This window comes from Pseudoalteromonas sp. H105, assembly GCF_001469215.1.
Taxonomy (GTDB): Bacteria; Pseudomonadota; Gammaproteobacteria; order Enterobacterales; family Alteromonadaceae; genus Pseudoalteromonas.
Map to the genome: position 1 here is coordinate 64,973 of NZ_LOFH01000008.1, position 14,391 is coordinate 79,363.

Consider the following 14,391-nt stretch of genomic DNA (forward strand, 5'->3'; position numbering starts at 1 on the left):
TCAGTGCGGGTTTATGATCTTAATTAGATTTTTTGAAATTACCGAGACTTAAAATTTGAACTCAAAGCCTATTGAAATGGTTTGGCCTGGCTCAGGCATTGCCACGATAGAGCCGGTCGAGACTTTATATTGATCGGTTAAATTAGTGATGGCGATATTGCCTGTGATGTCGTCACTAAAAGTGTAATCAAAATAAAAGTCTAGCTGGTAACCTGCTGGAATATACTCTAGTGCGGTGACACCGGTGCCTGATAAAAAGCCACCCGGATGATGTTTTTCTGTGTGCTTTTTATAGGTGAAGCCAGTATCGATAGCATCGTTAAAGAGTTTAGTACCAACAATGGCTATGTAGCTTTTCTCAGGTGGTACACGCAGTGGCGTTAAACTACCCGCAAAGCCACCGCTATTACAAGTCTCGACGTCTGCAGCCTGTGCCATCAGACTCGAACACATTTCTACATTCGAATACTTGGTATAAGACAACTTGCTGTAGAACAAGTCGCTCTGGTAGTAAATGCCCAACTCTGTACCGGGTAACTCGAACTTGTCATAGTTTGTGAAAGTAAATTTTTGATCCCAAGCTGGCTTACCAGGCTTAGGTAAAAAGCCCGTTGCTAACATATTTTCAATATTGGTGTAGAAGTACTCTGCGGATAAAACCAGTTTATCGCCATTTTGCATTAAATTAGTGAATTCACTCTCGATACCAATATCATAAGATTTTGTTTTTTCAGGGGTGATAGGGTAATCACTCGAGTAAGAAAACACTTCTCCTGATACTGTTGTTTCATACAAATTTGGCATTCTGTAAGCGTTACTGTATTTTGCTTTAATCGCGGTGTTATCAAGCAGGTGATATTTTGCTTGCAGGGTAAAATCGGTTTTACCATCAAATTTTAGGGTGTTCTCATCCTGATAATCTCGGTTTACAGAATCATGGTGGTTAAGGTTTAAAGCCAGCTCAATTGGTGCGAGATCTATTTGCGCATTGGCAAAAATAGCACGCTTAGTTTGTTCACCGTTTCGCGATGTTGATCTGAGTTTAAAGTCTGTCGGTTGCCAATCGCGTTTAAAGTTATCTTGCCAATCTTTATGCGGAGAAAGTGTTTCGGTTTGCCAAGATAAACCATAAGTCAGTGTGATTGGTTTGTTTGCAACAGCAAAAGCCGACGCATTTAACACGCTTACACCATGGCGTTTATTATTAACGCGATGAAAATATTGTCCGGCATTTTGACCTAGGGTACTGCCAAGGGAATTATATTGCTGTAAGCGGGCACTGGTGCGCCATACATTTACACTGAGATCGACTAGCGCATTATTACTAGGAACAAAGCGATAATGTGCACTGGCACTGTTTACCAGTGCTGAGCCCGGCTGCCATTGTGGCATGGTTTCAACACCTTCTGGAATTTCTTCTGACATCCATTGGTCTTCACCATTTTCGTCTGTCTCTTTCCAAAACTTTGTGTCGCCAGCGCGTTGCTTATACCAATAAGACGCAAGCATTTCCCCAGCTTCTTGCTTATGAAAACGGGTGTTTACTTCAAGCGATTGCTCGTCAGTGAACTCGTAAGTTAGTTTGGCAAGATATGAGTCACTTTCAAAGCTAGTGTTTACCACTTCACCGTTTTGATTCACCGGAGGCGGAATTAACACAATATAAGGTATTTCGTCATATTTCCCAGCTTCGGTTTTTGAAGGTTCCCAGCGAATGTATTCTTTTTCTTCAACAAACTCTTCAAAACCATTTGAACCCGCAAAATAGTTGCCGACCTTTTTCTTGCTGTAAGCCAGTACGGCCTTTAGATTGTCTTGCTCGTACGCGGTTGCAAGAGTAAAGCCGCCGCCAGCAAAATCTAAGGTATCATTGTCATTGCTTACTTCGTAATAGCTTTGTAGCCCAAAGCTCTCTGGTACATCTGGTGTATGGTTATTGTTATGGGTGTTTACTTTAACCAGCGCGCCAAATTGCTCGCCGCTTTTTAAAATGTCTTGAGTATCTAGTGTGCGAATACTCACCATGCCGCCAATTGCACCTGAACTAAATGGTGACGCTTTTGCAGAAGCGCCTTTTTCGATATTTACTTTGCTGATCAGGTTTGAGTCGATATAGGTTCTGTCAGATGTGCCCATATAACCTCGGTTGGTATGGGTTGACTGCAAACTGCCATCTATAAAGATCGGAACACGACCTTCACCTTGCACACCTCGAATACCAATGTCCAATGCTCCAGCTTCATTGCGCAGGTTGTTCGCTTCGATACCTGCAAAGCTAGAGAAGAGATCTGAGTTTGATAAACCTTTGGTACGAGCTATTTGCTCGCGGTGCATATGTAATCTATCTCCTTTGACTTCAATTACTTCAATATCTTGTTGCGAGCTGTTGGCGCCATCAGCCACAAAGCTTGTTTGTCTTTTATGGTTTGAAGAAGTCTGTGTGCTTACAGCCGCTTCAATGATGATGTTATTGTCGATAATACGCGCGGTTAAATTGCTATTTCGCAGGGCCAACTCTAGCGCTTGGTTTAAGCTAATTTCACCTTGAAGTGCAGGTGCTTGTAGGCCATTTAACAGTTTTGCATCTGCGATTAAGTTCATGCTCGCGGCTTTGGCAACTTGAGTCAGAGTATGGCTCATAGGCTGTTTTACAAGGTTAAATTCATATAATGAAAGCTGATTCTGTGCAGCAGCTGGCAGGCTTAAGCTCAGAGCGAGCGTGAATACAAGGGGAGTGAGTCGTGTGTTTAGTACAGAGCGAGTTCTCATTTTTATACGTCCAAATAAATTACCTATTATTAAAACGAATGAGAATGAGAACTCCTCAATAAATTTTTAAAGTTTTTTTGATTTAATTTCGTTTGCTTATAATTAAATGATTATTCAGGTTTTTAACTTCAACAGGCAAAGCGTGTGGTAACAAGGTTACGAAGTTTTCTAACTCTGAAACCAAAAAAGTGCCTGATATAGTTAACTCGTCATGAGATTTAGTTGCTAAGGTGTAACTAAAATCATGATGACGATTGAAGGTTTCAAGCGCTTCATTAAGCGGAGTGTTATCAAACATTAAGCGGCCTTTTTTAAACGCATCGACATGCGTGCTCTCAGGGTCAAATTTGCTTATTACCATACCAGAAGCATAAATAGTCGCTACGTCACCTTTGCTTAGCTCAATACGTTCGCGCTGGTTTTGTATGCTTACTCGCCCATGTTCAACCATAACTCGTGTACTATGAGATTTTTTATCCACCGAAAAGCGCGTACCTAAAACGGTAATTGTACTGTTACCAGTATCTATCACAAAAGGCCGGGCTTTATCGTTTGCAACATCAAACACTACACGGCCTTTGAGGAGTTTATTCATTCTTTTATCGCTATCGAAATTAGCAGAAATAGACGATTTCGCATCGAGTGTGAGCGTACTCTGATCTGGTAATTCGATCTCTGTGATTTCTCCACGTTTTGTTTGATAACTGGCTTGAAAGGAAGCAGAGTTTAACGAGGTTGACCAGTTTAGATAACCAAACATGCAAACACACAGTAGCGCAAAACATGCAGCCATCGCCCAAGGGTTTTTGCTCGGGTTTCTGGTTGATTGATTTGGTCTAGTGGTGGTTTGCTCAAGGCATTGAATGTCTTGCTTAGAGAGTTGCGACAATAAATGTTCTACTTGCTGACTTTCTTGGTAAGCGAGTAAATGTTTACGGTCTGCACCAAGCCAATGCTGTAAGGCGCGTGCTTGTTCATGCGTTAGTCCTTGTTTTTCTGATGCTAGCCAATGATCCACTTGCTGTTGAATGATTAAATTTTGACGGTCCATTTCGTTTCTCTTATTGTTTTTTTAATTCACTGCGGCAAGCAAGCATCGCTACAGCGAGATGCTTTTCAACCATACTGACAGAAATACCCATTTGTTCAGCGATTTGTTTCTGGTTTAGGCTTTTAAATTTGTAGAGTACGAAGGCTTGTTTAGTTTTCTGAGGTAATTGCTCGATGCACCTATAAAGCAAATTCAGCTGCTGCTGGCTCGCTAATTTAGCTTCCGGTTCATAATCAGTCGGTGCAATTAACTCTTGCTCAACAGGGTCGGTCACGGCGTAATTACGGCGATAGTTATCAATAACGATGTGTTTAGCCGTTTTGAAAAATAAAGCCCGTTGCTCAGACGTATTATGCTCTGGGTTACGTTTACGGTAGCTCAATAAACGTGTGTACGCTTCTTGGACAATGTTTTGCGCTTTATCTTTGCATCCAACCGAACGGGAGATATAACTTAATACTTCAGCGTAATAACGTTCCAAACAGCACCCATTTAAAGTTTCTAAAAAGGGGGCGGATACTAACGTCAATCTTCATTAATAACAATGGTTTTTATTTGCATTTGTTGAATTTAAAACGAAAGGCTTATATTTTCAGCCCAGTATGCTTACTGGGCTGTAGCGCAATGATTAGAAGTAATAGCCGACGTTTATGTTGAATCGACGTTCTGTTTCACTGCTATCACCCGCAGCAGAGCCACCTACAAAAGGTTGATTCTTAGCAAAGACATAATCAATGTAAGTGAATAAACCACCTGCGGCAATAGATACCCCCGTGACGTTCATCCATGTATCTTCAGTATTATCGGATTTATCGTAAATGATGCCATAGTCATTATAAAATTGTAGTCCCGTTACTGGGCCCCATTCAACAGGCAAGCTATACGCTATATTGGCATTGGTCATCGTGGCTTGTGCGGCAATGCTGTCATAAAATGAATACGATCCGACTGCCATGCGGTTTGCGTTATCAACATTGTAATCATACTCACCATGTTGAAATTGTAAGTTCCATGCACCGAGGTTGCTATTAATGTGCATAGCCCATGCGTTATAGTCACCAGCTCGCTCTACGCCATCATGTAATCCGCCAGCCAGCGCTGAAAAGCCGATTTCAGTTTTGCCACCATCATGTTCAATATGGTACCCGTAACGGCCAGAAAAGGTATTATACTCGCCAAGTGGATTGCCTCCTTCTGCACCGGGATCCGCATACACACCTTCATCGACAGTTCTAAAGCCAACAACGTCGTAAGAATAGCGGTCACTGCGGTTATCAACGTAGCCATCGACGCCACCTAATTCATCATTTTTAAAAAAACCTAAATCAAGTTGCCAGTTGTCGGCGATTTTACGCTTGAAGAGCACACCCATATCGTGATCATCTTCAAGGCCAATGTAATAAGTGGTACCGAAGAAATAGTTATGAGAATTGTATGGCCAGTTGCCGAATGGCACTTTAGTAATACCCGCTTGGACTTGCCAGTCATCGGCAAAGTCATAAGCAGCATACGCATACTTTACAGCGGTCATGTAATCAAAAAAGCGAATTTCTGCATTCAGCATAACGTCGCCTACATCACCAGAAAAATTCAGCCTGAAAATATCAAAGTCGTAATCACCACCACGATCTTTACTGTCTTCGTCATATGATGTGTGGCTGTAGTTGGTTCTTACGGCGCCGCCAACTTTAATACCTTGCGACTTTTTAGCAGGCTTAGCTTCAGCAATTAATTGCTCTTCAACTTTTTGCTGTTTCGCTATTTGCTGATCAATGGCTTGTTGTTGTTGTGTTGATTTTTGCTCAGCAGCATCCAGTTTTTGCTGTAGTTGCTGCATCTGTTGTTGCAGTAGTTTTAATTGAGCTTGCATGTCATCAATATCTGATGCATGGGAAAAAGTAGAAGTGCTGCCAAGCATGACTGCGAGGGCTAGCTTTGAAAGGTTAAACATAAGTCATCGCTAGTGTAAGTTCAGGTAATGCATAGGATAGATGAAATAACCCAATAACCCAAGCTCAGTTAAAAATCACACAAGACGATGATACTATGAATGAAAGCCGCTAGCGGTTTATTATTCGGTTGTTTTTGGTTCAGGCTGTTTTGTTAGTGCGCCTACTTCAAGCAGTGGTGAGGCATCTATTTTATCGGCATCCATCATCGCAGCGATGCGTTGCATAGAAGATAATAATTGGCTCTGCTCCCATTCATCTAATGCTGTAAATTTTTCGATAAAATGTTCCTGAAGCGGTTGCGGTGCTTTAGCTAGTAGCGCTTTTCCACTTTCGGTTAGGTATAAGCTAACACGGCGTTTATCTAATTGGCTTCTAATACGGTTGACGAGATTACGGTTCTCAAGGCGATCAAGGATGTTTGTTACAGTAGCAGGGCTTAAATTAACATTTTGAGCAATACGACTGGCTGTTATCCCATCACTCTGTGCCACTTCCTGCATGATCAGTAACTGAGGGCCTGTTAAGCCTGATGTTTTATTTAATTGCTTAGAGTGAAGGTCTATAGCGCGGATCACACGGCGTAAAGCAACTAATAACTCGTCATATTTTTGCATTATTTTATCTCATAAAAGTGGGAGTCATTGCGAGGGTATTAAAATCGCAACCAATAAATATTACACGTCAAATAAATCGAGTTCAAATGGAAATGGTTTTTCATGATGTATAAAATGCTTTACATAAAGCGTATCAGGTTCAAATTTTTAGTTTGAGCTGAAATTAAAATAACTTCATTTTGTCGGTTATTGATTAAATGTTTCTTGTGCTTAATTTGCTGGCATTCAGTGACAGAATGAAAAATTATAACTTTCCAGAAAATACACCTAATAAATATTTACTAATGAGTCGTGTATTGGGTAAGGTATGGCAGGCTTTTCATTATTATGGGACGTATTATGAAGTTATCTCCATCTGTAAGTATTGAGCAATCAGACTCAGGCTTAGAGTACATTAATGTAGCAAGCGACTTTTGCACTGCTAAAATATTTTTACAAGGTGCGCAGTTAACCCAGTTCACACCGGCAGGGAAAAAACCGCTTATTTGGGTATCGAGTGAAGAAGATTACCAAGAAGGTAAAAGTGCGCGGGGAGGAATTCCTATTTGTTGGCCATGGTTTGGGGTAAATCCGAACCCTGATTGGCCTATTCACGGTGTTGCACGCACGAGTCTTTGGCGCGCAGATGAAGTGTCAGAACAAGGTGACCACATTCGGGTTAGTTTAACACTGCCAATGAACCAAATTGATACCGCTTATTGGCCGCATAAGTCTACCTTAAAAGTTGAGTTCATATTAACGAGTAAGCTCGAAGTCCGTCTAACCACAACAAATCTGGGTGACCAAACAATTACCTTTACTCAAGCTCTACACACGTACTTTCCGACACCTGCAATTAAAGATACTCAAGTTGATGGGCTTCAAGGATCGAAATACATTGAGTTTGCAGAAGGTCCATTCGATCAGGATGAGTTGGTGGGATTTGCGCGTGAAACGGATATGGTTTATACCCAAGCTGCCGCTGTTCAGCGCATAATAACACCCGATGGGATTATTGAAGTTGGCCGAGAAAATTCAACATCGTGCGTTTTATGGAACCCATGGATTGAAAAGTCAAAGCGCCTATCTAATTTTGCTAATGATGAATACCTAACTATGTTGTGCTTAGAAGCTGCCAATGTGATGGAAGATAGTGCAACGGTAGCGCCGGGGCAAAGCCACACATTAGGCACGACTATTAGCTGGGTTTAATCGTTTTAGAGAGTAAAACCAAGCCAACGGCATTATGTTCTCGTTGGCTTTTAAAGGATGAAACTGAGTGTTTGAAAATCACCAATTGGATGCCCTGCCAACACATCAAGACATAATATTTAAACCGCTCGCTGATAATGCATTATTTTATGTACAAGTGAGCTGGCTGTTATTTTACGTCCCTCTTATGTGTGTGCTGGCGGCTGTGTGTTACTTTAATGAAGCGTTTGCAAGCCTTGCACAAACACCATTATTAGTTGCCCTCCCTAGCATTTTAATTACCTCATTAGCCTACAATGTGCTGAGTGTTCGGCTAAGAGGTGTGGCTATTCGTAATCACGATATTGCTTATAAAAAAGGCGTTATTTGGCAACAGGTGACTATTTTACCGCTCTCGCGCATTCAACATACGGAAATACACAGAGGCCCTTTAGAAAGAAAATTTGGTTTAGCTAGTTTGCGCTTATACAGTGCAGGGGGAATGAGTGCAGATTTAAATATTAGTGGCTTAAGTCATGGTGACTGCAAGGATATTCGTCAGTTTATACAAGATTATACGCAACCAACGCTGACACAGACTGAATCAACAGACATCGCGAATACTGACGAGTCCATAAATGAATAAACAACATTGGCAAAGAGTATCGCCATGGGCGCTAGTGTACTTTGTACTGCATTTTGCTTATCGCTTTGTCAAAGACGGCATTTTTAATTTATTGCCGATCGCCGTGGTGTTCGTTACTCAAGTTCAAAACAAACTGTTTTGGGGGCAAATTGCAGCGGCTGTTGCTGTGGTTGCATTACTTGTCTACTCGATTGCTTACTATATCAATTTTCGATTTTGCATAACGGATGATCATGACATTATGCTCAATAAAGGGGTGTTTAAAAAAGAGCGCCTGACCCTTAGCTTTCTAAGAGTACAAAACGTCAATATAGCAGAGCCTTTTTACTTTAAGCCTTTAGGGTTAGTTAATTGTATTTTTGATGCTGCAGGCAGTGTCTCACAAGAAGTGGTTCTCCCTGGTGTTACCACCCATTATGCCGAAAGCATGCGTGAGCAGGTACTTACTTACAAAGAGGTTGAAGATAAGGAGCTAACGAGCTCCTCTTCACAGTATGTACAAAACGATCCTTTGCTCAGCTTAATGTTGAGCAATAAAGAAGTCGCTAAATTTGGCTTAATGTCGAATATGGCCATTTTAGCATTGGCTGCGTTAGCGCCATTTATGAATGTTATATTTGATTATTTAGAAGATGCTGTGATTAAGCGGCTAGAGGTATTTTACGAACAAGAAGTGGGTACGTTGGTTAATGCAGCTGCTTTAGCTGTATTTTCAATTTTGTTTTTAGTGATTCTGGTTGCTGTTTTGTTGTCAGTGATAATGTCGCTGATTCGATTTTATAACTATGAGCTCTATTTTAAAGAAGGTAAATTTAAGCGTATTGCAGGTTTATTAGAACGCCATCAGTTATCAGTAAGCTTAGAAAAAGTACAGTCAATCGTTATTAAGCAAAATCTTATTGCGCGTTTATTAAATCGTTACACAATACAGTGTTTTCAGGCAACAAGTGGGCTTGCTGCAGGCGCAAAGAGTAAGCAGAGTTTAGTCATGCCTGTATTAAATATAGCGCAAGTAAATCAAACATTATTATGGGTTTATCCTTGGTTAAATCGGGATAACTTTGACTTTAAAGCATTAAACTTTAAGGGCGTAGAAAAGGCATTACTTTATAAAAACACTGTATTTTATGCCCTATTACCTAGCCTTATTATAGGGGTGGGTGGGTATATATCTGATGTATTACATCCATTACATGGTGTGGTGGGGTTTTGTTTTTTAAGTGTATTCGTGTACTTATCTTATGTGCGCTATGGGTATTATTTTTATCAACATAACGGGCGCTACTACGGTATTTTTAGAAGTGGTATGCTTGGTGTGCAATATCGCGTGTTTGAGTTATACAAAGCGCAAAGCGCACGCAGTATAAGTACCTTTCTTATGCGAAATAGTGACTTAAAAAGCTTGTCTATACAACTTGCATCCGGCAGTGTTTCTTTGCCTTATCTGAAAAGTCATATCGCGAATGACATCATTGATTTTACTTTGTTACAGGCTGAATCGGAGCAAAGGCGTTGGATGTAATTCTCAATCCTCAATTGCAAATGATTATCAATTGCATTGACTTATTTTAAGTTCACCTTATACTGATAGCTTCTTATGCAATGAAGCTGAGGTTTTGATGGTATTGGTGCTTTGTTTATTCGCTTTTTGCTTTGTATTCGTTTTAATGTGTCATATCCGTTGCCATAGAGCGTCATCGCAAATGTGTGCTTGTGGTGGTGTGTTGGTGGTGGGGAGTTTAATCACTTTAGCCATGTATAGTGCAGGGATTAGTGTGTTAAGAGCGGTATTAGTATTTGTCGTTTCTGTATTTATTATTAGTCTGTTAGTGAGTTTGGTTCAGCCTTTGGAAATTGATTAACACGTTTTTTTACATTTAAACACTCACCATACTTCATCAGTTATGTGCATAATACCTGAAAATAAAATATCAGGGATCGTGATGAAAAACATACTCGCCATCATATTTTTACTGCTTGCAAATGACCTTTATGCGCAAACAAACTGGCACACTATTCACACAGAACATTTCAACGTTCATTATACTCAGGCGTCTCACGATTGGGCTCATTCTGCAGCGAATGAGTTAGAAATAGTGCGTACTAAGGTGCTTGAGCAACAAAATCGTGCCATAGATAAAATAATAGATGTGGTCGTATTTGATCCGCTCAATAGTGCGAATGGATTTGCTTTACCCCCTTCTGAAAACCCGATGATGGCACTTTTTACAACGCCTCCTCAATCAGACACTGTGGTGTCAAATAGCGCTGGTTGGCAGCAGTTATTGATATTACATGAGTATGTCCACTTGGTGCACTTAGCGCAACCTACCCGCAATGATTGGCGCCAAGCAGTTCGAGGGGTGTGGGATCTCTATGACTTAATGTATGAGCCGATGCCTCGCTGGGCAGCAGAAGGATACGCCACATTACTCGAGTCCAAAATGACAGGACGAGGACGGCTATTTGATAATTACAGCGAAGCGATTTTGACTGAGTTTGCTCAGCAAGGGTCACTGCCAACCTATGATCAACTAAACAGTGTTGATGGCGGTTATATGGCGGGTTCAATGGCTTATTTAATGGGGGTGCGCTTTTTATATTGGTTAGAAAATAATTATTCAAAAGACACATTAGATGCCGTGTGGACACGTATGCAAGGGGTTAAAACACGAGATTTTGACGATGCGTTTAGTGGCGTCTTTGGTGAGGGGGCTAGCACGCTGTACCGGCGTTTTATTGCCGAATATACCTACAAAGCGATGGCAAAAGAGCACACTGAAAATGACTTAATCAGCCAGCCTTGGCTTGATTTAAATTTTAGTGCCCGTAATCCCATATTATCGCCAAACCGCCAGCAAATAGCCGTTGTGGAGCGCGATAAAGAGGGCAAAACACAACTTGTTATTTATAGCACCGAAGATAATGCGAGTGCTGCCGAGGAATTTACACAAGCGCAACAGGAAATCTTGAACAATGATCCGCTTGATATCGTAGATTCAGCGCCTGCTGTATTTAAACGAAAACAAAAGAAAGTACTGAATCAAATTAACCGTGCGGGTATCCAAAATCCTCAGTGGCTAAATGATGAGGAGATTTATTTTGGTGCATTTACGAACCATGATGAAATTAAGAATACCCGTGTGGCAGATATTTTTAGCTGGCATGTTCGTACCGGTGAGGTGAAACAACTCACTAAGCTTGCAGGGTTACGCCGGTTTAGCATTGCTGATAATGGGCAAACCTTATTTGCAGAGCGGTCTCGGGGCGGTTACTCTGAACTTGTTAAATATGATATTCAAACCGCGACTGCCAGACCATTATTTGATAAAAGTTTAGAGGATGTGTTTGATTATCCAGTACTTAGTCCTAATTCACAAAAATTAGCTTATTTAAGAACAACCTATAACCACAACTGGCAGTTGTATATACAAGATTTAAACACGGGAAACAGCCATAGAGTACCCACGCCAAATGGCTATCAATACTTATCTCAGCCAAGTTGGGGGCGTAATGGGCAGTCGCTATATTTTGTGGCGGGGTTAAATGGTGCATTGGATATTTATCGCTTTGATATAGACGAAAATACATTAACTCAAATGACGCAGGGGCAAGAAGCGGTCGCTTACCCTCAGGTCATGAATGATGACGCCATTTTGTATCTCTCTATTACGAGTGAAGGATTAGATTTTAGGCAGCTGAGCCCTTCACACAAGGGGGCTGAAATTACCGTATTCTCAGAACAAACACTTGCTCCGCTTACTCTTGTTGATGAGCACAGGCTACCCGCTGCGCAGGTGTACACATCAGACGTTGGTAACTCGTTTGAGTATGATCCATGGCAACAAAACGCGACAATGGCTTTGGGTGCACAATATAGCTCGGCGTCATCATCACTGGTTAATGTGAGTCTAAAAGGCAGTGATTTACTTAAGCAACTAGATTGGCAAATAGGCTATAGCGCAAGCCTTGATAATGAGGCGCTTTCAGGGGCATTTGCCGAAGTGAAATATGGATTGAACCACGTTGAATACAATGCCAAGTTGTTTATGTATGATATGGATGGCACAAAGCAAGCGCGCGCAACAAATAGCCCTGAACATGCCAAACAAGGTGGTTATGTTGATGCGAAATACTTGATCAGTATCGGCCAGCTTAAAATAACTCCCTCAATCGCATACAACTACACTGATATAGACACAAAAGTAGGCAGTAAACGCAATCAGCAATGGTTAAGAGCGGCTGTTTCACAGCGTTGGAGCCATGATCGCCAATCATTTTCAATTGGTCAAAGTGTGCTTGCTCAATGGTATGAAGGTGATAATGAAGACCATGATTGGCAAGGCTATGACTTTGCGGCCAAGTTATTTGGTAAAGCGTATGACATCCCTTTATATGTGAACTACCAACAACGGTATCGTGATAATGCCCGTTTGACGCTTGGTGGTTTTAGTTCAACGTTAATTGCTAATAATACCCATGCAGACTATGTGTTTGCGAAAGAACTTCCCTTTAATGCTGCAACGGCAGAGCGTTACCAAGGCTATGGCGGTGGGGTGAGTTTTGCCCAAGGAATGCCGTGGTTATATTATCAGCAACATCAAGTTGACAGTGAAGTGTTCGCACAAAGCTATGGCATTAAGTGGCAAGACTCAATTGGCTTTGGACTGGCAAGTGCGGGTATTAACGACCTTCATGTTGACTTTGGTTTGGCAAAAGTTGAAGGCGATAGCTTCGAGGATGAGCTAAGAGGATGGTTAGGCTTTTATTATTCTCTTTAATCACGCTAATGCCTTGATGTACTTCAAGGCATTTTAATGACGACTTCAAACCGCCGATATTCTTTGCTGAAGCAGTGTGGATTAGGCTCATTTTGTTTTAGTAAAAACTGATGCCAGCTTTGCAGCATATACACTGCGTTGCATCTCATCTCGCTCAAGCTTCATAGCCTGCTCCAACAGCCTTTTTGTGGCACCTAAATGACCTTGTTGATAACGGACTTTTGCTAATGCGACATAGGGCTCTGATAAATAAGGGGCTTTATCGATGGCTTCGTTGATGTATTTTTTAGCTGGCAGATATTGCCCGCTTAATGCCTCTGTTTCACCTAACACAATTAGCTGGTAAGGATCTTTTTCCGATTGATCTAATTTTTGGTTAATCTGTTCAACCAGCATCTCATTGCCAATATCTTCGGCCAGTGCTTTGTAATTGCTTAATAAGTTCAAGCTTTCTAGTTGATGGTTAAATGCACTTTGGTAAATACGGTGTGTTGTTGCTTGATCATCCACACGCTTGTGAAGAATCGCGGCTAAATTAAACAACTCAGGGTCATCAGGCGTGAACAAATTGGCTTTAGTTAATAGGCTGTAAGCTAAATTGTAGTTCTCTTGCAATAGCGCTTCTGCTGCAAGATTGCTGTAATACTTTGCAATGAGATCGTTTATGTCTGCACTACCGGAGTAAAAGCTCCCTCTTGATGGAAAGTAATCAACGATGACACCTGGGCGGATAAAAATAATTTTACCTTCTTGCTTTTCAAGCGGTTTATACAGCTTTGTTCTGAAATGGTTTGCGATAAACACTAAATTACCTTCTTTGGCATAAACAGGCTCACTGGTCATTTCTTGGAAGGCTGTTTCAAGGCCGATAACGTTGGCATACGCTTGAGTCACAATGGCTAGACTTATACAGTTGCCATGGGCTTTCTCGAGTGTTTGTGAAGCCGTTAACGTATCGCCATGGTAAGTAAATCCGTCTAAACTGCTTTCAATGTAATTATATAAAATGAGTTCGTCAGATTCGCCTAGCAAGCGGTTCGCGTTTACGTAAGCCATAAATTTTTGCTGTTCTTGCTGTGGGAGTTGAAAAAGTTGCTGCTGGGAAGGCACGGTTTCCAGTGTGAATAGCGAATGATTAATCAGCTTTGTTAATGAAGGGGCCTCCTGAATTGGGGGGACTTTGGGTGTGGTTGTTGAGGCGCACCCAGCTAATAAGCCTATAAAAAATATAAAAGAAAACTTCATAATCCCTCCGCTTATTTTAAGCTACGCTGAGGCGCACTTTGACTCAAGAAAGAAAGTTAGCCTGAGTTGCTCATCTCTTTCTCACTCAATTTGATGCTAAATGCGTGTAAAAACTGTTCATACTGTAATGTAAACTTGCCAACAAAGCTTGTCTTTTTTTTCA

General features: G+C 41.2%; 10 protein-coding genes. 4 read left to right on the forward strand and 6 right to left on the reverse strand.

All coding sequences use genetic code 11. From position 1 onward, the window contains the following. Positions 1–48: 48 nt before the first annotated feature. From ATS75_RS13975 to ATS75_RS13995, 5 genes are all read right to left on the reverse strand, one after another. Positions 49–2,769, reverse strand: a complete 2,721-nt coding sequence (locus ATS75_RS13975; protein WP_058561033.1) for a TonB-dependent receptor — start codon at positions 2,767–2,769, stop codon at positions 49–51. 82 nt (positions 2,770–2,851) lie between these two features. Next, positions 2,852–3,820 (reverse strand): FecR family protein, encoded by a 969-nt coding sequence (locus tag ATS75_RS13980; protein WP_058561034.1) that lies wholly within the window; start codon positions 3,818–3,820, stop codon positions 2,852–2,854. Between the two features lie 10 nt (positions 3,821–3,830). Further along, positions 3,831–4,301: an RNA polymerase sigma factor gene (locus tag ATS75_RS13985; protein WP_058561035.1), complete on the reverse strand. Its 471-nt coding sequence runs from the start codon at positions 4,299–4,301 to the stop codon at positions 3,831–3,833. Between the two features lie 147 nt (positions 4,302–4,448). Then, a complete protein-coding gene (locus ATS75_RS13990; RefSeq protein WP_058561036.1) occupies positions 4,449–5,771 on the reverse strand; it encodes a porin in 1,323 nt (440 codons plus the stop codon). Positions 5,772–5,891: 120 nt separating this feature from the next. Next, on the reverse strand, positions 5,892–6,386 hold the full coding sequence (locus ATS75_RS13995; RefSeq protein WP_058561037.1) for a MarR family winged helix-turn-helix transcriptional regulator: 495 nt from the start codon (positions 6,384–6,386) through the stop codon (positions 5,892–5,894). A 339-nt stretch (positions 6,387–6,725) separates the two neighbouring features. On the opposite strand from ATS75_RS13995, the gene ATS75_RS14000 reads away from it, so the two are divergent. The 4 genes from ATS75_RS14000 (at position 6,726) to ATS75_RS14015 (ending at position 12,983) form a co-directional block, all read left to right on the forward strand. Further along, positions 6,726–7,577, forward strand: a complete 852-nt coding sequence (locus ATS75_RS14000; protein WP_058561038.1) for a D-hexose-6-phosphate mutarotase — start codon at positions 6,726–6,728, stop codon at positions 7,575–7,577. A gap of 67 nt (positions 7,578–7,644) precedes the next feature. Then, a complete protein-coding gene (locus tag ATS75_RS14005; RefSeq protein WP_058561039.1) occupies positions 7,645–8,202 on the forward strand; it encodes a PH domain-containing protein in 558 nt (185 codons plus the stop codon). After that, positions 8,195–9,724 carry a PH domain-containing protein gene (locus tag ATS75_RS14010; protein ID WP_058561040.1) on the forward strand — a complete coding sequence of 510 codons (1,530 nt, stop codon included), beginning with the start codon at positions 8,195–8,197 and terminating at the stop codon, positions 9,722–9,724. Before ATS75_RS14005 ends, ATS75_RS14010 begins: the two co-directional genes overlap by 8 nt. A 421-nt stretch (positions 9,725–10,145) precedes the next feature. After that, positions 10,146–12,983 (forward strand): TolB family protein, encoded by a 2,838-nt coding sequence (locus tag ATS75_RS14015; RefSeq protein ID WP_058561041.1) that lies wholly within the window; start codon positions 10,146–10,148, stop codon positions 12,981–12,983. Between the two features lie 87 nt (positions 12,984–13,070). On the opposite strand, the gene ATS75_RS14020 is transcribed toward ATS75_RS14015, so the two are convergent. Beyond that, positions 13,071–14,228, reverse strand: coding sequence for a tetratricopeptide repeat protein (locus ATS75_RS14020; RefSeq protein ID WP_058561042.1), 1,158 nt, complete (start codon positions 14,226–14,228; stop codon positions 13,071–13,073). Positions 14,229–14,391 lie beyond the last annotated feature (163 nt).